The organism is Pseudomonas sp. FW305-3-2-15-C-LB1, assembly GCF_058787615.1.
In genome coordinates this window covers 415064-438815 of the sequence record NZ_JBYSZX010000003.1, presented here as the reverse complement: position 1 = coordinate 438815, position 23752 = coordinate 415064, and the positions used below count along the sequence as shown (strand labels likewise).

The 23752-nt window shown below is 60.8% G+C and carries 17 protein-coding genes and 1 pseudogene; 11 read left to right on the top strand and 7 right to left on the bottom strand.

The genetic code is table 11. The features are described from left to right. Window positions 1-22: 22 nt before the first annotated feature. Window positions 23-1996, bottom strand: coding sequence for a type VI secretion system Vgr family protein (locus AC3WP7_RS08780; protein WP_102591525.1), 1974 nt, complete (start codon window positions 1994-1996; stop codon window positions 23-25). Between the two features lie 204 nt (window positions 1997-2200). Continuing rightward, window positions 2201-3685 (bottom strand): sodium/proline symporter PutP, encoded by a 1485-nt coding sequence (putP, locus tag AC3WP7_RS08775; protein WP_071492330.1) that lies wholly within the window; start codon window positions 3683-3685, stop codon window positions 2201-2203. Window positions 3686-4145: 460 nt separating this feature from the next. On the opposite strand from putP, the gene putA reads away from it, so the two are divergent. Both putA and AC3WP7_RS08765 read left to right on the top strand, forming a co-directional pair. Further along, window positions 4146-8099 carry a trifunctional transcriptional regulator/proline dehydrogenase/L-glutamate gamma-semialdehyde dehydrogenase gene (putA, locus tag AC3WP7_RS08770; RefSeq protein WP_102591524.1) on the top strand — a complete coding sequence of 1318 codons (3954 nt, stop codon included), beginning with the start codon at window positions 4146-4148 and terminating at the stop codon, window positions 8097-8099. 204 nt (window positions 8100-8303) lie between these two features. Continuing rightward, entirely contained in the window at window positions 8304-10106 is a 1803-nt protein-coding gene (locus AC3WP7_RS08765; protein ID WP_102591523.1) for an acyl-CoA dehydrogenase, read from the top strand. On the opposite strand, the gene AC3WP7_RS08760 is transcribed toward AC3WP7_RS08765, so the two are convergent. Together AC3WP7_RS08760 and AC3WP7_RS08755 are read right to left on the bottom strand one after the other, a co-directional pair. Continuing rightward, window positions 10103-10396 (bottom strand): cell division protein ZapA, encoded by a 294-nt coding sequence (locus tag AC3WP7_RS08760; RefSeq protein ID WP_071492333.1) that lies wholly within the window; start codon window positions 10394-10396, stop codon window positions 10103-10105. The two genes, AC3WP7_RS08765 and AC3WP7_RS08760, sit on opposite strands and share 4 nt — an antisense overlap. Next, window positions 10393-10623, bottom strand: coding sequence for a hypothetical protein (locus AC3WP7_RS08755; RefSeq protein ID WP_058423524.1), 231 nt, complete (start codon window positions 10621-10623; stop codon window positions 10393-10395). Before AC3WP7_RS08755 ends, AC3WP7_RS08760 begins: the two co-directional genes overlap by 4 nt. A gap of 277 nt (window positions 10624-10900) precedes the next feature. Here AC3WP7_RS08755 and AC3WP7_RS08750 point away from each other — a divergent pair. The 5 genes and pseudogenes from AC3WP7_RS08750 to selO form a co-directional block, all read left to right on the top strand. Further along, a pseudogene (locus AC3WP7_RS08750) lies at window positions 10901-11623 on the top strand (MCP four helix bundle domain-containing protein); the annotation flags it as partial. Window positions 11624-11653: 30 nt separating this feature from the next. Next, window positions 11654-12526, top strand: coding sequence for a methyl-accepting chemotaxis protein (locus AC3WP7_RS08745; RefSeq protein WP_371917382.1), 873 nt, complete (start codon window positions 11654-11656; stop codon window positions 12524-12526). A 234-nt stretch (window positions 12527-12760) separates the two neighbouring features. Continuing rightward, complete coding sequence (locus tag AC3WP7_RS08740) at window positions 12761-14503, top strand: potassium/proton antiporter (RefSeq protein WP_058423526.1); 1743 nt, start codon at window positions 12761-12763, stop codon at window positions 14501-14503. Window positions 14504-14553: 50 nt separating this feature from the next. Continuing rightward, window positions 14554-17892 carry a mechanosensitive channel MscK gene (mscK, locus tag AC3WP7_RS08735; RefSeq protein WP_071492335.1) on the top strand — a complete coding sequence of 1113 codons (3339 nt, stop codon included), beginning with the start codon at window positions 14554-14556 and terminating at the stop codon, window positions 17890-17892. 48 nt (window positions 17893-17940) lie between these two features. Beyond that, entirely contained in the window at window positions 17941-19404 is a 1464-nt protein-coding gene (gene selO / locus AC3WP7_RS08730) for a protein adenylyltransferase SelO (protein ID WP_102591521.1), read from the top strand. 45 nt (window positions 19405-19449) lie between these two features. Here selO and AC3WP7_RS08725 read toward each other — a convergent pair whose 3' ends face one another. Both AC3WP7_RS08725 and AC3WP7_RS08720 read right to left on the bottom strand, forming a co-directional pair. Continuing rightward, window positions 19450-19851: a helix-turn-helix domain-containing protein gene (locus tag AC3WP7_RS08725; protein WP_038846491.1), complete on the bottom strand. Its 402-nt coding sequence runs from the start codon at window positions 19849-19851 to the stop codon at window positions 19450-19452. 8 nt (window positions 19852-19859) lie between these two features. Next, window positions 19860-20147: a type II toxin-antitoxin system HigB family toxin gene (locus AC3WP7_RS08720; protein WP_093513466.1), complete on the bottom strand. Its 288-nt coding sequence runs from the start codon at window positions 20145-20147 to the stop codon at window positions 19860-19862. A gap of 237 nt (window positions 20148-20384) precedes the next feature. On the opposite strand from AC3WP7_RS08720, the gene trxC reads away from it, so the two are divergent. After that, a complete protein-coding gene (gene trxC, locus AC3WP7_RS08715) occupies window positions 20385-20819 on the top strand; it encodes a thioredoxin TrxC (RefSeq protein ID WP_092246493.1) in 435 nt (144 codons plus the stop codon). 57 nt (window positions 20820-20876) lie between these two features. On the opposite strand, the gene AC3WP7_RS08710 is transcribed toward trxC, so the two are convergent. Then, window positions 20877-21647 carry a ParA family protein gene (locus AC3WP7_RS08710; protein WP_071492339.1) on the bottom strand — a complete coding sequence of 257 codons (771 nt, stop codon included), beginning with the start codon at window positions 21645-21647 and terminating at the stop codon, window positions 20877-20879. Between the two features lie 349 nt (window positions 21648-21996). Here AC3WP7_RS08710 and AC3WP7_RS08705 point away from each other — a divergent pair, with 349 nt between their 5' ends. From AC3WP7_RS08705 to AC3WP7_RS08695, 3 genes are read left to right on the top strand one after another with little or no spacing between them, the layout of a single operon-like run. Then, window positions 21997-22716 carry a beta-ketoacyl synthase chain length factor gene (locus tag AC3WP7_RS08705; RefSeq protein ID WP_092246490.1) on the top strand — a complete coding sequence of 240 codons (720 nt, stop codon included), beginning with the start codon at window positions 21997-21999 and terminating at the stop codon, window positions 22714-22716. Beyond that, window positions 22692-23504, top strand: a complete 813-nt coding sequence (locus tag AC3WP7_RS08700) for a lysophospholipid acyltransferase family protein (RefSeq protein ID WP_092246487.1) — start codon at window positions 22692-22694, stop codon at window positions 23502-23504. The genes AC3WP7_RS08705 and AC3WP7_RS08700 overlap by 25 nt, the downstream gene beginning before the upstream one ends. After that, the gene (locus AC3WP7_RS08695) at window positions 23482-23751 is read left to right on the top strand and encodes a phosphopantetheine-binding protein (RefSeq protein ID WP_071492342.1); all 270 of its coding nucleotides are present in this window, start codon (window positions 23482-23484) and stop codon (window positions 23749-23751) included. Before AC3WP7_RS08700 ends, AC3WP7_RS08695 begins: the two co-directional genes overlap by 23 nt. The last annotated feature ends 1 nt before the right edge of the window (window position 23752 follow it).

The window sequence follows — 23752 nt, the reverse complement described above, 5'->3', positions numbered from 1 at the left end:
GTAGAGTCCTTCTGGGTGGAGGTCAAGTGAGATTGCACTGGCCGTTCCTGCATCGTTCGCACTCTTCGCAAAACGGTGCACTGCGTTTCAGGCTGGCGACCTGCACACGGGACAGCGGAGCCGGGATCACTGCCAACAGTTTTTCCTTCACCCCCGGCATCAACGGCGCCGCTACTGCAGCGGGCGCCCCGCCAGGCTGGATCGGCACGCTGCTGAAAATGCCACCGGCAGACAGGGTGATCGACTGCCCACCCGCCTGAATCGTGACGGTCGCGCCCGCGTCGATGACGATGCTTTGTCCTGCGCCTATCTGGATGGTCTGCCCGGCCCGGACCTGCTGCGAACCGCCCACCACCAGATGGTCGTCCTGCTTGAGGTCGGTCAGGCGGTTGCCATGATTTATCCGCTGTTCCTCGCCCTGCACTTCATGGTGCGATTCGCCGTCCACCGTCACCCGATGGTCATGCAGCACATGCTGCGTCCAATCCCGCTGGGCGCGCAGATAGATTTCCTCGGCCCCCTTGCGATCCTCGATGCGTAGCTCGTTGTAGCCACCGCCCCCAGGGCTGCTCTGGCTGCGCAAGATGCTTCGGGTCTTGTCCGCCGGTAAATCAAGGGGTACCTGTGTTGCCGCATTGGGCAGGCAACCCATCACCAGTGGCATATCCGGGTCGCCATTGACGAAGCCCACCAGAACTTCCATGCCGACCCGCGGAATCAACACCGAACCATAACGATCATGAGCCCAACCGCTGGCAACCCTCAGCCAGCAGCTGGACTGATCGTTGCGTTCACCGTTGCGGTCCCAGGCAAACTGCACCTTGACCCGGCCGTACTCGTCACAATGGATTTCACTGTCGGCTGGCCCCGTCACCACTGCGTTCTGGTAACCCGATATGAGCGGCCGCGACATCAGGAGCGGTGTTCGAAACAGCACGTCCCAGGGCGTTACGACAAATTCATTGCTGTAGCCTTGGGAGGATTCATCGCCATACCCTTCAGGGGCAGATTCCTCAAGCACCTGAGGCTGCCGCCCTGTATGGTGCAACTGAGTGACCAGCCACAAGGCATTCCACTCCTGGCGAGGGTGACCAGCCATCTTCAGGAACTGTCCGGTGACCAACGCCGGTTGATCGCTATGGCCACGGGCCTGGCGGTAATCGCTGCGATGACGCTCCAGCACGCGTTGCGCCAGGTACTTGCCACGCTCACGATCTTCGAAGTGCCCTGGGTAACGCTGGTCGTTCAGAGTCGGTTGCCGATTGCTGGAGACTGCGCTTTCCAACGTCAGGTTCGGCTTTTTGAAGTCGTAGTCCCGCAGATTCACACCGCTGGTGCGGGTCTTCAGCCGCAGAATAAAGCGCTTGATCGCAGGCCCATCGGCCACCATCCCGGAGCCGGGTGAATATGGCGTGACGTGATCCGGCTTCGCGAACACACTCTGGTCGTCGCCAAACACCAACAGGTGGCGCTCGGGGCTGTGCTGGAAGTGATAGTGAATGCCCCATTCGGCACACAAGCGTTGAATAAACTCCAGATCGGTTTCGCCGAACTGAACACAATACTCACACTCGGGGTACTTGCCGCTCAGATGAAATGCGAAGGCATCAGCTTTGATGGCCTGGGCCTCCAATACCTGTGCAATGATCTGGGGCACTGTTTTTTTCTGAAAGATCCGCTGATGAGTGCTGTGCTCCAGATAAGCCAGCTGCGGCATCAGGGTGATCTGATAGCGCGTAAGGCGCCTGCCCGAATCACCTTGTGCGACCCGATACACCAGGCCATGAATGCCATGGCCATTGGCATCAAACCCCAGGAACGCCTGGCTGTGCAGCAGGCTCTCAAGGTCCAGGTCGGGTTGCTCGCTGACCAACTCCAGGTCAAAGCGAAAAGGCAGGCTGATGAACTCAGTCCCCATGAACCCGTGGACCTTGAATTCACTGGGTTCCCCATTGAGGGACAGGGTAAAGGCACTCTGATTGGCAGGAGCTAACATCCGGTGTTTCTCTGCAAGGGGTAAGGGGCCGATTCTGCATCACGGTTGTCCTCTGCCGAGCACGCGCCAGACAAATCAGTAAAACCCTACAAAAACGCGTACGAATCCTCTCTGGGTCGGCGTAAAGCACACGCAAAAAAAGGCCCGCTATCCATAGGAAGCGGGCCTCTCTTTCAACTCATCAGGCGCTTAAGGCCCGGCGAATTACTTGTTGAGGTTGTAGTCTTTTTCCGCCGCATCAAAACGCTCGACCATACCCGCAGTCGGTGCGCCCATCTTGCTCACGACGTAGATCGCGAGGCTGGCGAAGATGAAGCCTGGGATGATTTCGTACAGGCCCAGCAGCTCAAAGTGTTTCCACACGATCACGGTGATCGCGCCGACCAGGATACCGGCCAGTGCGCCGTTGCGGGTCATGCCTTTCCAGATCACCGAGATCAGCACCACAGGACCGAACGCGGCGCCGAAACCGGCCCAGGCGTAGCTCACCAGGCCCAGTACGCGGTTGTTCGGGTTGGCGGCCAGGCCGATAGCGACCAGGGCCACCAGCAGCACCATGGCACGACCGACCCACACCAGCTCAACCTGGGAGGCGGTCTTGCGCAGAAAGGTTTTGTAGAAGTCTTCGGTCAGGGCGCTGGAGCACACCAGCAATTGGCAGCTCAGGGTACTCATCACGGCAGCCAGGATGGCCGACAGCAACACACCGGCAATCCATGGGTTGAACAGCAGCTTGGCCAGCTCGATGAATACGCGTTCGTGGTTTTCAGTCACAGGACCGGCCACTTCCGGGTGTGCCGAGAAGTAGGCAATACCGAAGAAGCCCACCGCCACCGTGCCGCCCAGGCACAGGATCATCCAGGTCATGGAGATACGACGCGCCTTGGCAATCGACTTCACCGAATCCGCCGCCATGAAGCGCGCCAGGATATGCGGCTGGCCGAAGTAACCCAGGCCCCAGCCCATCAGCGAAATGATGCCGATGAAGGTGGTGTTTTTCAGCATGTTGAAGTTGTCAGGGTTCTTGGCTTCGATGGCCAGGAAGGTGGTGTCGACGCCACCAGTGGCCAGCAACACGATGATCGGCGTGAGGATCAGCGCGAAAATCATCAGGGTGGCCTGTACGGTGTCAGTCCAGCTCACGGCCAGGAAACCACCGACGAAGGTGTAGGCAATGGTCGCTGCGGCACCGGCCCAAAGGGCGGTCTCGTAGGACATGCCGAAAGTGCTTTCGAACAAGCGGGCACCGGCAACGATGCCGGAAGCGCAGTAAATGGTGAAGAATACCAGGATCACCACGGCGGAGATGATCCGCAGCAGGCCGCTTTTATCTTCGAAACGGCTGGAGAAATAATCCGGCAGGGTCAGGGCGTCACCGTTGTGCTCGGTCTGGACCCGCAGGCGACCGGCGACGAACAGCCAGTTGAGGTAGGCACCGACGATCAGGCCGATGGCGATCCAGCTTTCCGACAGGCCGGACATGTAGATTGCGCCCGGCAGGCCCATCAACAACCAGCCGCTCATGTCGGAAGCACCGGCCGACAAGGCTGTCACCACGCTACCGAGGCTGCGACCGCCCAGGATGTAGTCGGAAAGGTTGTTGGTGGAGCGATAGGCCATGAAGCCGATCAGCACCATTGCTGCGATGTAGATCACGAACGTGATCAGGGTTGGATTACTAACGCTCATAAGAGTGACGCCCTGGCTTTGTTTTTATGTAGCGGCGGTCTGTCAGACGACCACCCACTGGAAGTAGGTAGACGTAGCTGCGTGCCGCGCATTTATGACTGACGTTTCCCCAGGAAAGCCGCCAGCCGATGAACCAAACCTCAGAGGTGGTTGCACCTTGGGCGCGAATGCTATTCAACAAAGCAAATAAGGTGCAACCAGTTTCGCGAGAATAAGTTGCACCTTGATGTTAAATGCGCAAAACACCTCGTTTTTGCTCCTTTTCGGAGCAAGAACAGCCGATCTCAGAAGCAAACGCACCAAGGCGAAGCGGATTCCGTCGAAGGCCGGTTTTTTTCCCGATCACGATCGAAAAAATCATGAAGAAAATGGGTTGCACCCGGTTGCACCTCAGCATGCGCAAAGCTAATCTTGCCGCCAGCTGATGCCACTCGGTAGTGGCACCCATGAGGATAAGAAAATGGCTACGACCACCCTTGGGGTCAAACTTGACGACCCGACCCGCGAGCGCCTCAAGGCCGCCGCGACCTCCATTGATCGCACGCCGCACTGGCTGATCAAGCAGGCGATTTTCAATTACCTGGAGAAACTGGAGGGTGGTGCAACCCTGACCGAACTCAATGGTTTGAGCAGCAAGGACGCCGACGACGCGGGCGAGGTCCAGACCGACCACGCCCACCAGTGCTTCCTCGAATTCGCCGAAAGCATCCTGCCGCAATCCGTGCTGCGTGCGTCGATCACTGCCGCTTACCGTCGCCCCGAGCCGGAAGTGGTGCCGATGCTGATCGAACAGGCCCGCCTGCCGGCGCCGATGGCCGAAGCCACCAACAAGCTCGCCGCCTCGATTGCCGAAAAACTGCGTAACCAGAAGAGCGCCGGCGGCCGTGCCGGGATTGTCCAGGGCCTGCTGCAAGAGTTTTCCCTGTCGTCCCAGGAAGGTGTCGCCCTGATGTGCCTGGCCGAAGCGCTGCTGCGCATCCCGGACAAGGGCACCCGCGACGCGCTGATCCGCGACAAGATCAGCACCGGCAACTGGCAGCCGCATTTGGGCAACAGCCCGTCGCTGTTCGTCAACGCCGCCACCTGGGGCCTGCTGCTGACCGGCAAACTGGTCGCCACCCACAATGAAGCCGGCCTCACCTCGTCCCTGAGCCGCATCATCGGCAAGAGCGGCGAGCCGATGATCCGCAAGGGCGTCGACATGGCCATGCGCCTGATGGGCGAACAGTTCGTCACCGGCGAAACCATCGCCGAAGCCCTGGCCAATGCGAGCAAATTCGAAGCCAAGGGCTTCCGCTATTCCTACGACATGCTCGGTGAAGCCGCGCTCACCGAGCACGATGCCCAGAAGTACCTGGCCTCGTACGAACAAGCCATCCACTCCATCGGCAAAGCCTCCCACGGCCGTGGGATTTATGAAGGCCCGGGCATTTCCATCAAGCTGTCGGCGCTGCACCCGCGCTACAGCCGTGCGCAGTATGAGCGCGTGATGGATGAGCTGTACCCGCGCCTGCTGTCCCTGACGCTCCTGGCCAAGCAATACGACATCGGTTTGAACATCGACGCCGAAGAAGCCGACCGCCTGGAGCTGTCCCTGGACCTGCTCGAGCGCCTGTGCTTCGAGCCTCAACTGACTGGCTGGAACGGCATCGGTTTCGTGATCCAGGCCTACCAGAAGCGTTGCCCGTATGTGATCGACTACGTCATCGACCTGGCGCGCCGCAGCCGCCACCGCCTGATGATCCGCCTGGTAAAAGGCGCGTACTGGGACAGCGAAATCAAGCGCGCCCAGGTCGAAGGCCTGGAAGGCTACCCGGTGTACACCCGCAAGGTGTACACCGACGTGTCCTACATCGCCTGCGCACGCAAACTGCTGTCGGTACCGGAAGTCATCTACCCGCAGTTCGCCACGCACAACGCCCACACGCTTTCGGCCATCTACCATATCGCCGGTCAGAACTATTACCCCGGCCAGTACGAGTTCCAGTGCCTGCACGGCATGGGTGAGCCACTGTACGAGCAGGTTGTAGGCAAGGTTGCCGATGGCAAGCTGAACCGTCCGTGCCGCGTGTATGCACCGGTCGGCACCCACGAAACGCTGCTGGCCTACCTGGTCCGTCGCCTGCTGGAAAACGGCGCGAACACTTCGTTCGTCAACCGTATTGCCGACCAATCCATCTCGATCCAGGAGCTGGTGGCCGATCCGGTGGCCAGCATCGAGCAAATGGCCACGCTGGAAGGCGGCTTCGGCCTGCCGCACCCGCGCATTCCATTGCCACGTGACCTGTACGGTAGCGACCGCGCCAACTCGGCCGGTATCGACCTGGCCAACGAACATCGCCTGGCATCGCTGTCGTGTGCCCTTCTCGCCACCGCTCACAACAACTGGAAAGCCACGCCGATGCTCGGTTGTACCTCCAGCGAGCAAGCAGCGGCGCCGGTGCTCAACCCGTCCGACCTGCGTGATGTAGTCGGTCATGTACAAGAAGCCACCGTCGAAGACGTCGACAACGCCATCCTGTGCGCAATCAGTGCCGGTCCGATCTGGCAGGCCACCCCGCCCGCCGAACGCGCCGCTATCCTGGAGCGCGCCGCCGACCTGATGGAGGGCGAGATCCAGCCGCTGATGGGCCTGCTGGCCCGCGAAGCCGGCAAGACCTTCGCCAACGCCATCGCCGAAGTGCGTGAAGCCGTGGACTTCCTGCGCTACTACGCGGTGCAGGCACGCAACGACTTCACCAACGACGCCCACCGGCCACTGGGCCCGGTGGTCTGCATCAGCCCGTGGAACTTCCCACTGGCCATCTTCAGCGGCCAAGTCGCCGCCGCATTGGCCGCCGGCAACCCGGTACTGGCCAAGCCGGCCGAACAAACTCCGCTGGTCGCCGCGCAAGCCGTGCGCATCCTGTTGGAAGCCGGTATTCCGGAAGGCGTGCTGCAACTGCTGCCGGGCCAGGGCGAAACCGTGGGTGCCCGCCTGGTGGGGGATGATCGCGTCAAAGGCGTGATGTTCACTGGCTCTACCGAAGTGGCGCGTCTGCTGCAACGTAATGTCGCGGGCCGCCTGGACGCCCAGGGCCGTCCGATCCCGTTGATCGCCGAAACCGGCGGCCAGAACGCGATGATCGTCGACTCCTCGGCGCTGACCGAACAAGTCGTGATCGACGTGGTGTCTTCGGCCTTCGACAGCGCCGGCCAGCGTTGCTCGGCCCTGCGCGTACTGTGCCTGCAGGAAGATTCAGCAGACCGTGTGATCGAAATGCTCAAGGGCGCCATGGCTGAATGCCGCCTGGGCAACCCGGAGCGCCTGTCGGTGGATATCGGCCCGGTGATCGACGCCGAAGCCAAGGCCGGCATCGAGAAACACATCCAGGCCATGCGCGACAAAGGCCGCAACGTATACCAGGTGGCGATTGCCGATGGTGAAGAGATCAAGCGCGGCACCTTCGTGATGCCAACCCTGATCGAACTGGAAAGCTTCGACGAGTTGCAACGCGAGATCTTCGGTCCGGTACTGCACGTGGTGCGCTACAAGCGTAAAGAGATCGACCAGCTCATCGGCCAGATCAACGCCTCCGGCTACGGCCTGACCCTGGGCGTGCACACCCGCATCGACGAGACCATCGCCAAGGTGATCGACAACGTCAATGCCGGTAACGTCTATGTGAACCGCAACATCGTCGGTGCCGTGGTCGGCGTACAACCGTTCGGCGGCGAAGGCCTGTCGGGCACTGGTCCGAAAGCCGGCGGCCCGCTGTACCTGTACCGCCTGCTGTCGACCCGTCCTACGGATGCGATCGAGCAATCCTTCGTACGCGGCGACGCACTGGCCGCACCGGATGTTCGCTTGCGCGACGCCATGAGCCAACCGCTGACGGCCCTCAAAACCTGGGCCGACAGCAACCAGTTCAGCGAACTCAGCGCCCTGTGCAGCCAGTTCGCCGCGCAATCGCAAAGCGGTATCACCCGCCAACTGGCCGGCCCGACCGGCGAGCGCAACAGTTACGCCATCCTGCCCCGCGAGCACGTTCTGTGCCTGGCGGACGTGGAAGGTGATCTGTTGACGCAACTGGCGGCGGTACTGGCCGTAGGCGGTTCGGCGGTATGGCCGGAATCTGACCTGACCAAGGCCTTGTTCCCACGCCTGCCGAAGGAGATTCAGGCGAAGATCAAGCGCGTGGCCGACTGGACCAAGGACGAAGTGGTGTTCGATGCGGTATTGCACCACGGTGATTCCGACCAGTTGCGCGCGGTGTGCCAGCAAGTGGCACAGCGTGGTGGCGCGATTGTCGGGGTGCATGGCTTATCCCAGGGCGAGACGGCGATTGCGCTGGAGCGTTTGGTGATTGAGCGGGCGTTGAGTGTCAACACCGCTGCGGCGGGTGGTAACGCCAGCCTGATGACCATCGGCTAACTGCCTGACGAAATGCGGTAAAAAATGTGGGAGGGGGCTTGCCCCCGATAGCGGTGGATCAGCCAATGCACTTGGTGACTGACACATCGCCATCGGGGGCAAGCCCCCTCCCACATTTGCCTGTGCATCACCCAAATCAATGTTGCTATCCAGCCTCTATTCGCGCACTTAGACTCAGGCCAATTCCTCCAAAGGTAATCCGCCATGTCCGAGACGCTGCTCAGTTCCCGCAATCTGGCTTTCGAGCTGTACGAAGTCCTCGATGCCGAGGGCCTGACCCAGCGCGAGCGGTTTGCCGAGCACAATCGCGAAACCTTCGACGCGGCCATCAGCACCGCCCGCAGCATTGCGGAAAAATACTTTGCGCCCCACAACCGCAAGAACGACGAGAACGAACCGCGCTACGAAGACGGCAAGGCCATTCTGATTCCGGAGGTCAAACCGGCGGTGGATGCGTTCCTTGGAGCCGGTTTCCTCAACGCAGCACGCAGTTTCGAAGCCGGTGGCATGCAACTGCCCACCCTGTTGTCACAAGCCTGTTTCGCGCACTTCCAGTCGGCCAACGCCGCGTCCACGTCCTACCCGTTCCTGACCATGGGCGCCGCCAACCTGATCGAAAGCTTCGGCACCGCGGATCAGAAACAACGCTTCCTGCAACCGATGATCGACGGCCGTTTCTTCGGCACCATGGCCCTCACCGAACCCCACGCCGGCTCATCGCTGTCGGATATTCGCACCCGCGCAGAACCAGCGGCTGACGGCACCTATCGCCTCAAGGGCAACAAGATCTTTATTTCCGGCGGCGATCACCCGCTGTCGGAAAACATCGTGCACATGGTGCTGGCCAAGCTGCCGGAAGCGCCCGCCGGGGTGAAGGGCATTTCGCTGTTTATCGTGCCCAAGTTCCTGGTCAACGACGATGGCAGCCTGGGCGAGCGCAACGATGTGTTGCTGGCCGGTCTGTTCCACAAGATGGGCTGGCGCGGTACCACCTCCACGGCGTTGAATTTCGGCGATAACGGCAACTGTGTCGGCTATCTGGTGGGCAAGCCGCACCAAGGTTTAAGCTGCATGTTCCAGATGATGAACGAGGCGCGCATCGGTGTAGGTATGGGCGCGGTAATGCTTGGCTACGCCGGCTATCTCTATTCCCTGGAGTACGCCCGCGAGCGCCCTCAAGGTCGCCTGCCCGACAGCAAGGATCCTACAACCGCACCGGTCTCGATCATCCAGCACGCCGACATCAAGCGCATGCTGCTCACACAAAAATCCTATGTGGAAGGCGCCTTCGACCTGGGCCTCTACGCCGCACGCCTGTTCGACGACACCACCACCCTGGAAACCGAAGACGCGCGCAAACAGGCCCATGAACTGCTGGACCTGCTGACCCCCATCGTCAAATCCTGGCCGTCGGAGTTCTGCCTCAAGGCCAACGAACTGGCGATCCAGATTCTCGGCGGCCACGGCTACACCCGTGAATACCCGGTGGAGCAGTACTACCGTGATAACCGCCTGAACCCGATCCATGAAGGCACCCATGGCATTCAGTCCCTGGATTTGCTGGGGCGCAAGCTGGCACAGAATGGCGGCGCGGGCTTGAAGCAACTCATCAGGTTGATCGCCGAAACCGGCGCCCGTGCGCAGCAATATCCAAGCCTCACTGCACTGAGGGAACCGCTGGAACAACTGGTGAACCGCCTGCAAGGCGTGACCATCGGCCTGCTGACGGATCTCGCCCAGGGCAAGGTCAACAGCAGCCTGGCGAACTCGGCGCTGTACTTGAAGGTGTTCGGGCATACGGTGATTGGCTGGCGCTGGCTGGAACAGGCAATTCGCGCCGAAGAAGGCTTGGCCAAGGGCAATGCGGCCGATGTGGCCTTCTACAAAGGCAAGCTCCGGGCTGCCCGGTACTTCCTGACCTGGGAAGTACCGGGCTGCCATCATGAACTGGCGATTCTGGAGGCACGCGATGACACGTGCCTCGGTATGCAGGATGAGTGGTTCTAAGGCGTTCCGATCGCCTTGGAAATCACATCGACCGTGGCGCTGACTTGCTCTTGGTAACGGTCGAGTTCCTGCTGGTGAGCCTGCTGCATTTCGATCTGCTCGGCGCACAGGTTCAGCGCCGCCAGCACCAGTAATTTGTCACCGATCAGGGTCGGGTACTTTTTCTTGGTGGTGGCCAGGGAGGCCTTGAGCAGGGTCACGGCGTGCATCAGGGTCTTATCTTCCCCAGGCGGGGCCTTGATCGAGTAATCCTCTCCGAGAATCGAAACGACCTTTATCCCTTCACTCATGCGCTGACAGGCCCTGCACTCACACGCTCAACCAGCGCCTGGATACGGGCGGCGGTGGCGCCGTGCTTCTCTTCCTGTTCCATCAGGCTCAGTTGCAGGCTGTCGTTCTCATCCTTGGCGCGGGCCAGTTCGGCCTTGAGGGATTCATTGCTGCCCAGCAGGTCCTGATTCTGTTGTACGAGGTCGCTGACGAGTTGTTCCAATTGGCTGAGGGATGCTTCTAACATTTTGATTTCTCTGGCTTTTCAAAGGGCGGTGACGATAAAGAAAATTCACCTCGGATGCCAGGGTTATCCCCGGCGCGCGGCCCGATTTTTAAGGGCCGGGCCGCACTTTCGAGCCTTAGTGACTGCATTTACCGGATCTGGTTCCTGAATCAGTCAAACCCCTCGTCAGGTGCGACAAAACCGCACACGCCCCTTTAGACTTTAGTCGTACGACCGATAGAGAGGCACACCCCGTCTCACGGCCGCACGGATCGCGCTTCTCCCCCAGGATTCCCGCATGTCGCTTCGTAATATGAATATCGCTCCGAGGGCCTTCCTCGGCTTCGCGTTTATTGGTGCGTTGATGTTGTTTCTCGGTGTGTTCGCCCTGAATCAGATGAGCAAGATCCGCGCCGCCACCGAAGACATCACCCTGTCCAGCGTGCCGAGCATTCGCGCCCTGGATGAGTTCACCCAACTGACCCTTCGCCTGCGGGTGCTGTCGTACCGACTGCTGACCAACCGTGAACCGGATGTGCAACAGAAAACCCTGGAAGCCTTCGAGCTGCGCAACCAGCAGATCCGCACCGCCCAGGGCATCTACGAAAAACTGATCGAGAGCAGTGAGGAGCGCTCGACCTATGACGAGTACGTACGCCTGCTCGGCCAGTACCACCAGATTGAAGAGCGCATGAAGAGCCTGTCACGGGCCAATCAAGTGGAAGAACTGCGCAGCCTGCTCAACACCGAATTGCTCAGCAATTCCGAGCAAGTCAACGCCGTGCTCACGCGGCTGCTGGACCTCAACAACACGATGGCCCTGGCCACCAATAAGGATGCCGAGGACCAATACAACATGGCCTTCAACCTGGTGGTAAGCCTGTTGGTGGTCGCCACCCTGCTGACCCTGCTGTTTGCCTGGCTGCTGACCCGCAGCATCACACTGCCCATTTCCCAGGCATTGGAAGCTGCGGAAGAAGTGGCCGAAGGCAACCTGACCCGCCCGATCAAGGTCGACGGCAACGACGAAGCCGGGCGCCTGCTGGCAGCCATGGCCAAGATGCAGGACAAGCTGCGCGACACCCTGCAACGCATCGCCGGTTCCGCCACCCAGTTGGCATCGGCCGCCGAAGAGTTGAACGCGGTCACCGACGAAAGCGCCCGTGGCCTGACCCAGCAAAACAATGAAATCGAACAAGCCGCCACAGCGGTGAATGAAATGACCAGTGCCGTCGAAGAAGTTGCTCGCAATGCGGTGAGCACCTCCGAAGCGTCGCGCAACGCCACCGCCTCCGCCGGTGATGGCCGTGATCTGGTGCAGGAAACAGTCAGCGCCATCGAGCGCATGAGCGCCGACGTGCAAGCCACCGCGACCCTGATTGGCGACCTGGCCAATGAGTCCCGCGATATCGGCAAGGTACTCGACGTGATCCGTGGCCTGGCCGACCAGACTAACCTGCTGGCCCTGAACGCGGCGATTGAAGCCGCGCGTGCCGGTGAAGCCGGTCGCGGCTTTGCGGTAGTGGCCGATGAGGTGCGGGCCCTGGCCCATCGCACACAGCAGTCGACCAGCGAAATCGAGCGGATGATCGGCAGTATCCAGGCCGGCACCGAGCACGCGGTGGATTCGATGCGCAACAGCACCGAACGCGCCGAATCGACGCTGAACATCGCCAAAGGTGCCGGGATGTCGCTGGATACCATCAACACCGCAATCGTCGAGATCAACGAGCGCAACCTAGTGATCGCCAGCGCGGCCGAAGAGCAGGCGCAGGTGGCGCGGGAAGTGGACCGCAACCTGGTGAACATCCGCGATTTGTCGGTGCAGTCAGCCACTGGTGCCAGCCAGACGAGTGCGGCGAGCAGTGAGCTGTCGCGCCTGGCGGTGGACTTGAACGGGATGGTCAGCCGCTTCCGCCTCTAACTGACACAACTGGGTCGAAATTGTGGGAGGGGGCTTGCCCCCGATGACGGTGTATCAGCCAGCTTATCTGTAGCTGAACCATCGCAATCGGGGGCAAGCCCCCTCCCACATTTAGATCTGTGCCTGTCTTTAAAAGCTTTTTGACAGCGCAGCAATTCAACAGGTTAGAATCGCTGGCACGTAGACTGCATGGTCAGTTTGCGCCCTGTCTTGTTTGCCCGTGGAGTATTGCCTTTGAATGCGACGACCATCAACAGCCTGTTCCTGATCGGCGCGTTGCTGGTAAGTGCGAGCATTCTAGTGAGTTCTCTTTCGTCCCGCCTGGGGATCCCGATCCTGGTGATCATCCTGGCCGTGGGCATGGTCGCCGGCGTCGACGGCGGCGGCATCATCTTCGACAACTACCCGACCGCCTACCTGGTGGGCAACCTCGCCCTGGCCGTGATCCTGCTTGATGGCGGTTTGCGCACGCGGGTGGCGAGTTTCCGCGTGGCACTCTGGCCGGCGTTGTCGCTGGCCACGGTGGGGGTGTTGATTACCACCGGCCTCACCGGCATGGCCGCGGCCTGGCTGTTTGACCTCAATATCATCCAGGGCTTGCTGATTGGTGCGATTGTCGGCTCGACGGACGCCGCAGCCGTGTTCTCGCTGCTCGGCGGCAAAGGCCTGAACGAACGGGTCACCGCCAGCCTGGAGATCGAATCCGGCAGCAACGACCCGATGGCGGTGTTCCTCACGGTTACCCTGATCGACATGCTCGCCAGCGGCCAGACCGGCCTGCACTGGAGCCTGCTGACGCACCTGGTGCGCGAATTCGGCATCGGCGGCATCGTCGGCCTGGGCGGCGGCTGGTTGATGTTGCAGATGGTCAACCGCATCAACCTGGCCACCGGCCTGTACCCGATCCTGGTGATCGCCGGTGGCCTGTTCGTATTTGCCGTGACCAACGCCCTGCACGGCAGCGGCTTCCTCGCCGTGTACCTGTGCGGCCTGGTGATAGGCAACCGCCCGGTGCGCAGCCGTCATGGCATTCTGCATATGCTCGACGGCATGGCCTGGCTGGCGCAGATCGGCATGTTCCTGGTGCTGGGCCTGCTGGTCACGCCCCATGACTTGCTGCCGATTGCGTTGCCGGCCCTGGGCCTGGCGCTGTGGATGATCCTGTTTGCACGGCCGCTGTCGGTGATGGTTGGCCTGCTGCCCTTCAAGGCGTTCCATGGCCGCGAAAAAGCCTTTATCGCCTGGGTCGGGTTGCGCGGCGCGGTGCCGATCATCCTGGCGGTGTTCCCGCTGATGGCCGGCCTGCCCCATGCGCAGCTGTACTTCAACCTGGCGTTCTTTATCGTGCTGGTGTCACTGCTGGTGCAGGGCACGAGCCTGCCGTGGGTGGCCAAGCTGCTCAAGGTCACCGTCCCGCCGGACCCGGCGCCGATTTCCCGCGCGGCGCTGGAAGTGCACGTCACCAGCGAATGGGAGCTGTTCGTCTACCGCCTGGGCGCGGAAAAATGGTGCATCGGCGCCGCCCTGCGCGAGCTGAAAATGCCCGAAGGCACGCGGATTGCCGCGCTGTTCCGTGGCCAGCAACTGCTCCATCCGTCGGGTAGTACCGTGCTGGAAGTCGGCGACCTGCTCTGCGTGATCGGCCACGAACACAACCTGCCAGCCCTGGGCAAACTGTTCAGCCAGGCACCGCAACGCGGGCTGGATCTGCGCTTCTTCGGCGACTTCGTGCTGGAAGGCGATGCCCAGCTGGGCGCGGTGTCGGCCTTGTACGGCCTGAAGCTGGAGGGCATCGACCCGGACATGCCGCTGAGCAGCTTCATCACCCAGAAAGTCGGGGGCGCGCCCATCGTCGGCGACCAGGTGGAGTGGAACAACACCATCTGGACCGTTGCGGTCATGGACGGGAACAAGATCGGCAAAGTGGGCGTCAGATTCCCCGAAGGAAGTCGCCCGGGCCCCGGACTCTTCCTCTAAACTGCGGGGCGACGACGCCCCCGATTCTTCACCTTGCACGACCGGTCTCTATGCCAACCTTGCGCACTCTTCTCGCCACTGCCCTGCTGAGCCTGACCCTGTGTGTCGGCGTTGTCCACGCCGCCGACCCGCCCAGCGCCGAGGCTATCCAGCAAACCCTGGACAAGCTGCCCGACCGCAAACTGCCCGACGCCGACATGAAGGCGCTGCAGACCATTCTGCAGCAGACCCTGACGTATCTGGGCAACAAGCAGGATTACGAGCAGCGCCTGGCCGACCTCAAGCGCCAACTGGAAGACGCCCCGCGCCAGACCACCGAGAACCAGCGCGAACTGACGCGGCTCAAGGCAACCAAAGTCATCCCGGTCGCCCAGCGCTACGCCAGCCTGCCGGTGCCACAGCTTGAACAGTTGCTGGTGCAGCGCAGCACCCAGCAAGGCGACCTGCAAAAAGAACTGGCCGATGCCAACAGCCTGTCCATCGCCGCCCAGACCCGTCCTGAGCGCGCCCAGACTGAAATCAGCAACAGCCAGACACGCATTCTGCAGATCAACTCGACCCTCAAGGCCGGTAAAGACAACGGCAAGACCCTCAGCGCCGACCAGCGCAACCAGCTCAACGCCGAACTTGCGGCCCTCAACGCGCTGATCCCCCTGCGCCGCCAGGAACTGGCTGGCAACAGCCAGCTGCAAGACCTGGGCAACAGCCAGCATGACCTGGTGATGGAAAAGACCGCACGCCTGGAACAAGAGATCCAGGACCTGCAGACCCTGATCAACCAGAAGCGCCTGGCCCAGTCCCAGCAGACCGTGACCCAGCAGTCCATCGAAGCGCAAAAAGCCGGTGGCAGCAGCCTGCTGGCCACGGAAAGCGCGGCCAACCTGAAGCTGTCCGACTACCTGCTCAAAAGTACCGACCGCCTCAACGACCTGACGCAGAAGAACCTGCAGACCAAGCAGCAACTGGACACCGTGACCCAGAGCGACTCGGCCCTGGACGAGCAAATCAACGTGCTCAAGGGCAGCCTGCTGCTGTCAAAGATCCTCTACAAGCAAAAGCAGGCCCTGCCGCGTCTCACCGTGGACCGCGACCTGGCGGACGACATCGCCAACATTCGCCTGTACCAGTTCGAGGTCAACCAGCAGCGCGAGCTGATCAGCTCGCCCAGCGCCTATGTGGATAACCTGCTGGCCAACCAGGCGCCGGAAGACGTCACCCCGCAACTGCGCCGCACCTTGCTCGAATTGGCGATCACCCGCAGCGACCTGCTGGAGCGCCTGAGCCGTGAACTGAGCGCGCTGCTAAACGAATCCATCACGTTGCAACTGAACCAGAAACAACTGCTTAGCACCGCCACCACCCTGCGCGCGACGCTGGATGAGCAGATGTTCTGGATTCCCAGCAACAAGCCGCTGGATACCGAATGGCTGGAAACCGTCCCCGCGCACCTGAGCAAGCAAGTCGCCACCCTGCCCTGGGCGTCCAGCGTCAGCGAACTGTATGACGGCCTGACCCAACGCCCGCTGCTGTTCCTGCCCCTGCTGCTGTTGATCGGCGCGTTGCTGTGGCGTCGTAAAAACCTGTACCAGCGCCTGAACAAGGTGCACCTGGACATCGGCCACTTCAAGCGCGACAGCCAGTGGCACACGCCCCAGGCCATCCTGATCAACATCCTGCTGGCGATGCCGGTGTCCCTGGGCTTGGCGTTGTGCGGCTACGCGCTGCAAATCGACGCCCGTGGGCAAAACGCCAACCTCGGTTCAGCCCTGTTGCAGATCGCTCAGGCCTGGCTGGTGTTCTACACCGCCTATCGCATCCTGGCGCCCGGTGGCGTGGCCGAACTGCACTTTCGCTGGGAAAAGCCCCAGGTCGAATTCCTGCAAGGCTGGGTGCGCAAACTCGGGCTGGTGGTATTGGCCCTGGTGGCCGTGGTCGCCATCGCTGAACACCAACCCGCGGCGCTGGCCGACGACGTGCTGGGCATCGGCGTGGTGCTGACCTGCTACGCGCTGATGGCCTGGCTGCTGGGCCGCCTGTTGCTCAACAGCCCTACGCACGAAAAGGCTTCGCTGTTTCGCAAGGCCGTGGGCCTGTTGTTTACCGCGCTGCCCATCGCGCTGTTTATCGCCGTGTGCTTCGGCTACTACTACACCGCACTCAAGCTCAGCGACCGGCTGATCAATACCCTGTACCTGCTGATGTTCTGGCTGGTGATCGAAGCCACCTTCGTCCGTGGCCTGGGCGTTGCCGCCCGGCGCCTGGCCTATGCGCGCGCCCTGGCCAAACGCCAGGCCGCCAAGGAAGCCGGCGACGGCGAAGCGGTGATCGAAGAACCGACCCTGGACATCGAGCAGGTCAACGAGCAGTCCATGCGCCTGATTCGCCTGGCATTGCTCGGCGGTTTTATCGCCGCGCTGTATTGGGTGTGGGCGGACCTGATCTCGGTATTTTCCTACCTGGATAACGTCACGCTGTACGAATACACCAGCGGCACAGGTGCGAATATCAGCATGGTGCCCATCAGCATCGGCGACTTGCTCGGCGCGCTGATCATCATCGGCATTACCTTCGCGCTCGCGCGCAACTTGCCGGGTTTGCTCGAAGTATTGGTGCTGTCCAAACTGGACCTGGCCCAGGGCAGCGCCTACGCGACCACCACGCTGCTGTCCTACGTGATTGCCGGCGTCGGTTTCGTCTCCACCCTGTCGACCCTCGGCGTGAGCTGGGACAAGTTGCAATGGCTGGTGGCGGCGCTGTCGGTGGGCCTGGGCTTTGGCATGCAGGAGATCTTCGCCAACTTCATCTCCGGCATCATGATCCTGTTCGAACGCCCGGTGCGCATCGGCGACACCATCACCATCGGCAACCTGTCGGGCACGGTGAGCAAGATCCGCATCCGCGCCACGACGATCACCGACTTTGACCGCAAGGACATCATTGTCCCGAACAAAACGTTCATTACCGGACAACTGATCAACTGGTCGCTGACCGACACCATTACCCGCGTCACCCTCAAGCTCGGCGTGGACTACGGCTCCGACCTGGACCGCGTGAAGGAACTGCTGCTCAAGGCCGCCCGCGAGAACCCGCGGGTACTCAAGGAGCCGGAACCCCATGTGTACTTCCTCAACTTCGGCGAAAGCACCCTCGACCATGAACTGCGCATGCACGTGCGCGACCTGGGCGACCGCAACCCGGTGATCGATGAAGTGAACCGCTTTATCAATCGCGAGTTCAAGAAAGAGCACATCAACATCTCGTTCCGCCAGATGGAGGTCTATCTCAAGAACCTCCACGGCCAGGAATACAAACTGGTGGAAGTCGACACCCCGGCCAAGCCCGCCAATGACGGCGGCGTGCAGGAACCACCACCGAGCAAACTCGACTAACCGCGCTATCCCCAGCAGAATGCTCGGACATTCTGCTGGAGATGGCCGGTGAAAGCCCTCGACGAACTGACCTTCGACAACCGCTTCGCACGCCTGGGCGATGCGTTCTCAACCCACGTATTGCCCGAGCCCCTCGACGCACCGCGCCTGGTCGTGGCGAGCGAGGCCGCCATGGCCCTGCTCGACCTGGACCCCGCCGTTGCCGAAACACCGGTGTTCGCCGAACTGTTCGGCGGGCACAAACTGTGGGCCGAGGCAGAGCCGCGGGCGATGGTCTATTCCGGGCATCAGTTCGGCGGCTACACCCCGCAATTGGGTGACGGCCGTGGGTTGTTGCTGGGCGAGGTGTACAACCAGGCGGGCGAGCATTGGGACCTGCACCTCAAGGGCGCCGGCATGACGCCTTACTCACGCATGGGCGATGGGCGTGCCGTGCTGCGCTCGTCGATCCGCGAATTCCTGGCGTCCGAAGCGCTGCATGCGCTGGGCATCCCCAGCAGCCGCGCGCTGTGCGTGATCGGTTCCGACACCCCGGTGTGGCGCGAAAAACAGGAACGCGGCGCGATGGTATTGCGCATGGCGCACAGCCATATCCGCTTCGGGCATTTCGAATACTTCTACTACACCAAGAAACCCGAGCAGCAGGCGCAACTGGCCGAACACGTGCTCAACCTGCACTACCCCGAATGCCGCGAACAGCCCGAGCCGTACCTGGCGATGTTCCGCGAAATCGTCGAGCGCAATGCCGAGCTGATCGCCAAATGGCAGGCATATGGCTTCTGCCACGGGGTGATGAACACCGACAACATGTCGATCCTCGGTATCACCTTCGACTTCGGGCCGTTTGCATTCCTGGACGACTTTGACGCGCACTTCATCTGCAACCACTCGGATCACGAAGGGCGCTATTCCTTCAGTAATCAGGTGCCGATCGGGCAGTGGAACTTGAGTGCATTGGCGCAGGCGCTGACACCGTTTATCAGCGTCGATGCGTTGAAGGAAGCACTTGGGTTGTATCTGCCGCTTTATCAAGCGAACTACCTGGACCTGATGCGCCGCCGCTTGGGGCTGACCACCGCCGAAGACGATGACCAGCAACTGGTCGAGCGTTTACTGAAGCTGATGCAAAACAGCGGCGTGGATTACACCCTGTTCTTCCGGCACCTGGGGGATGAATCGGCGGCGTTGGCCGTAGCGCGGCTGCGCGATGACTTTGTCGACCTGGCCGGGTTTGATGCCTGGGCCGAGCAGTACAAGGCGCGCGTTGAGCGGGATGGGGAATTCAGCCAAGAACAACGCCGTGCGCGGATGCATGCGGTGAACCCTCTGTATATCCTGCGCAACTACCTGGCGCAGAACGCCATCGTTGCCGCCGAATCCGGGGATTACAGCGAAGTGCGGCGGTTGCATGCGGTGCTTTCCAAGCCGTTTGAGGAGCAAGCGGGGATGGAGCAGTACGCACAGCGGCCGCCAGATTGGGGGAAACATTTGGAGATTAGTTGTTCGTCATAGGAGGCCTATCCAGAAGATCGCCCACCGCCGTGATCGTGATCGTGATCAGATGAACATATCCACAGGGACCTTGAAGAACTCCGCCAGCCAACGAATCTGCCGAACGTTCAGCTGGCGTTTTCCACTCAGGATTTCTGAGACAACCGACTGAGCGCCGACACCAGGCAGGTCACTTTGCGTCAAGCCATGCTCCTGCATCATTGAACGCAATACATCGACACCGCTCGCCTCAGGTATTGGCCAATGCTCTAAGTCATAGGCCTCAACCCAATCACCGATGATATCGACCAGCCCCATCAGCGGATGGGTTTCATCGTCCCCCACGATATCCAGCAATTCGTCGAGCGCCTCTACCAACACATCGTAATCAGCCTCGGTTTTCGGCTTACGCAACAAGGGGGACACGAACTGCCAATGCTCGGCGACTTGCTCGATCAATACACTCATTTTTCCCATTACTCCTTCCACTTACCCTTGTCGTATTCACGATGGTCCAAAACATGCCGGATGTAGAGACGCTGCATTCGATAGCGCACGATGGCAATAAGGCGGAGCTTGTTGCCTCCGATATTGAACACATGCAGCGCCCCCACTTTATCCACAGCAGGGAAAACTGCTCTCAAAGTCGCAAAGTCTTCAGGGTTGATGACTTTGACCTTCCGATGCCACTCATCCAGAGCACTGGCTGAGTGAGGCCATTTTTCCTTGGCATTTCGTATTTGCTTCGCACTGATCACTCGCATGCAACATCCCTATCGCATCTTGCTATGAAGGTTAAACTCGAACGCTGACTATCGCAATTTGCTATAGAGTCGATCGGACCGGTGGTGCTTTGTCGAACACGCTTTCACAGCCTAGGTAGGCATGCCCAACCAGCACGCAAAAATCTGTGAGCATATGCAACGCCGCTTCATAACTTGATAACACCTGCGTCCGGCTCCACATTGAACTTCACTGACTGCTTTCATTGGAGCCCCACCATGCCCGAACCTCTTGTCATCCCCTGCCCCCACTGCAACGGCCTCAACCGCATCCCCGGTGAACGCCTGGGTGATGCGCCCAAATGCGGGCGCTGCAAGCAGCCGGTTTTGTCGAACAAGCCGTTTGAGTTGAAGCAAGGCGACTACGCCAGTCAAATCAAGGGCGATTTGCCGTTGCTGGTGGATGTGTGGGCGGACTGGTGTGGGCCGTGTAAGTCGTTTGCGCCGGTGTTCGAGCAGGCGGCCGGGCAGTTGGCGGGCAAGTGCCGGTTGGCCAAGCTGGACAGCGAGGCCAATCAGCAGTTGTCGGCACAGTTGGGAATTCGCTCGATTCCCAGTTTGATTCTGTTCAAGAACGGCCGCGAAGCGGCGCGCCAGAGTGGGGCGCTTGCGTTGCCGCAATTGATGAGCTGGTTGCATAGCCAAGGCGTGTAACTCGGCCTTGGAAACCACCCATCCCCCTCCCACAGGGGTTTTGTGTTGTCTTTTGGATCACGCGTTTTCCAGCAGGTTATGCAACTCTACAAACTGCTGCGTCAGCTTGTGCCGTGGGTCCAGGTGGATCAGCGGCTTGCTCTCCTGGTGCGACTCACGCATGCGCACGGAGCTGGCCAAGTACACCGGCAGCACCGGCAACCCTTCTGCAATCAACTCATCCAGCATCTGCTGCGGCAGGCTCGCCCGGGCCTGGAACTGATTGACCACGATGCCTTCCACTTCGAGGTCCTCGTTGTGGTCTTCCTTCAACTCTTCGATCTCCGCCAGCAGACCATACAGGGCCTGGCGCGAGAAGCTGTCGCAATCGAAGGGGATCAGCACGCGATCAGCGGCAATCAGCGCTGAAACCGCATAAAAATTCAGTGCTGGAGGCGTATCCAGGTAAATCCGGTCGTAATCTTCGCTCAGCTCATCCAGCAGCTTTCGCAGCTTGTTGATCTTGTGCTTGGCCTCGAGCTTGGGCTGCAGGTCCGCCAGTTCTGCAGTTGCGGTGATCACGTGCAGGTTGTCGAAGGGGGTCTCGTAGATATCCACCCGGTTTTTCTTCGAAAACGGCCCGGAAGACAGGGTTTGCTTGAAGAATTCGGCAATACCCATGGGGATATCGTCGCCGGTCAGCCCAGTGAGGTATTGGGTTGAATTGGCTTGCGCATCGAGGTCCACCAACAGGGTTCGATAACCTTCGCTGGCGCTGACTGCCGCCAGGTTGCAGGCAATGCTGGACTTGCCAACGCCACCTTTTTGATTGAACACCACACGCCGCATGGAAAAACCTCCGTGTATCAATGAATGTCCGAGTGTAGAGGGCAAAAGCGCCTGTTAGCTACCTCGTTCATCCATGCACTGCTGCATCACGATGCCATTGGCACGATAGCTGTCATACACAGCCCACAGATTAAAAAGAACGGTCCGACAATCCATCCAGTCCTTGGGTAAAGGACAATCTGTCAATTCTTTCCACTATTTTGTAATCGACCGTGCACAAATCTTTACCAAAGTTTGCTAGAACCCCACGGCACCGGGATAATGCGCGCCATTCGGCTATTGTTCCCTGTCCCGGTATTCGGGGCCAAAAGTCGCACATGGAAGCCCGCAGGGGCGGGACAACTTCTCAGTGATCACTTTCAACATCGCCCAATGGCGCGCCTGGGCCCCCGGGCTCGATAGCGTGGATGACTGGCGCGCCTGGTGTCAGGCGCCGGCGTTGCTGCCCGCAAGTGATGCAGCCCCTGATGTCTCGTTCCTGCCGGCCATGCAGCGCCGCCGCCTGAGCAGGCTGGCGCGCATGGCGTTCAGCGTGGGTTGGCCACTGGCCGAAGGCCTGCAGGACCTGCCGCTGGTGTTTATCTCCCGGCATGGCGAAACCCCGCGCACCCTCGACATCCTCAGCGACCTGGCCAGCGAACAACCGCTGTCGCCAACCCAGTTCAGCCTGTCGGTGCACAATGCGGTGATTGGCCTTTGGTCGATCCTGCGCAATGAAACCAGCGAAATGACCGCCCTCGCCGCCGCCGGCGATGGCCTGGAACACGGTATGCTCGAAGCCGCCGCGCTGCTCAACGAAGGTGCGACGGCGGTTTTACTGGTGATAACCGAAGAGCAGGCGCCCGAAGCCTATGCCAGCTGGATCGTCGACGTGCCCTTCCCCTACGCCCTCGGTTTGCTGCTGACGCCGGGCGACGAGTGGCAACTGGAACTCGGTACCGGCACTGTCCAACCCACTCAAACCCAGTGGCCCCACGCCCTGAACCTGCTGCGCACCCTGCTCACCGAACAGGTCGCCTGCCAACATGCCTGGAAGAACCGCGTATGGAACTGGCAACGCAAGCCCTGAATGACAAACCACGAGACGCCTATTACTGGCGCCTGTTCGCCACCGCCGCCAGCTTTGCGCTGTTCGGTTTCGGCGGGTTGTGCCTGCGTTTGCTGGTGTTTCCTTTGCTCAGTTGCCTGCCAGGGGACGCTGCAAAGCACCGCAGCCGCGCCCGTCACACGATCAGTTGGCTGTTCTGGTTCTTTATCCGCCTGATGCAACGCGCCGGCGTGCTGACCTACAGCGTCGAAGGTGCCGAAAAGCTGGGTCGCCCGGGCCAGATGATCATCGCCAACCACCCATCGCTGATCGACGTGGTATTCCTGATCGGCCTGGTGCGCCAGGCCAATTGCGTGGTCAAGCAGAGCCTGTGGCAGAACCCGTTCACCCGCGGCCCGGTGCGCGACGCCGGTTATATCAGCAACGACGGCAGTGCCGAGATGCTCGATGCTGCCGCAGACGCCCTGCGCAGCGGCCAGACCCTGATCATCTTTCCCGAGGGCACCCGCACCACACCCGGCGCGGCGCCTGCCTTTCATCGCGGCGGTGCCGCCATTGCACTGCGGGGTGCGACAATCATCACCCCCGTGGTGATCAAGGTCAGCCCGACCACGCTGACCAAGGCCGAACCCTGGTATCGCATCCCTAAATGCCGCGTGCACTTCAGTTTGCGGGTGGGTGCCGATATAGAACCACAGGCGTTCGCAACACTGGGGCCCGCGCCCCAGGCCTCACGCAAGCTCAACGATTACCTGCATCACTATTTTATTAAGGAGCTCGCCGAAGATGAGCGACCAACACCGCCTTGAGCACGACATAAAGGCGCTGATCATCGAGGCCCTGGGCCTGGAAGATATCAGCGTCGACGATATCGGCAGCGATCAGACCCTGTTCGGCGAAGGCCTCGGCCTGGATTCGGTAGATGCCCTGGAACTGGGCCTGGCGATCCAGAAAAAGTACGGCATCAAGATCGATGCCGACGCCAAGGACACCCGCAATCACTTCACCAACGTGGCCAGCCTTGCGGCGTTCGTCACGGCCAGACAGGCAGCTTGAG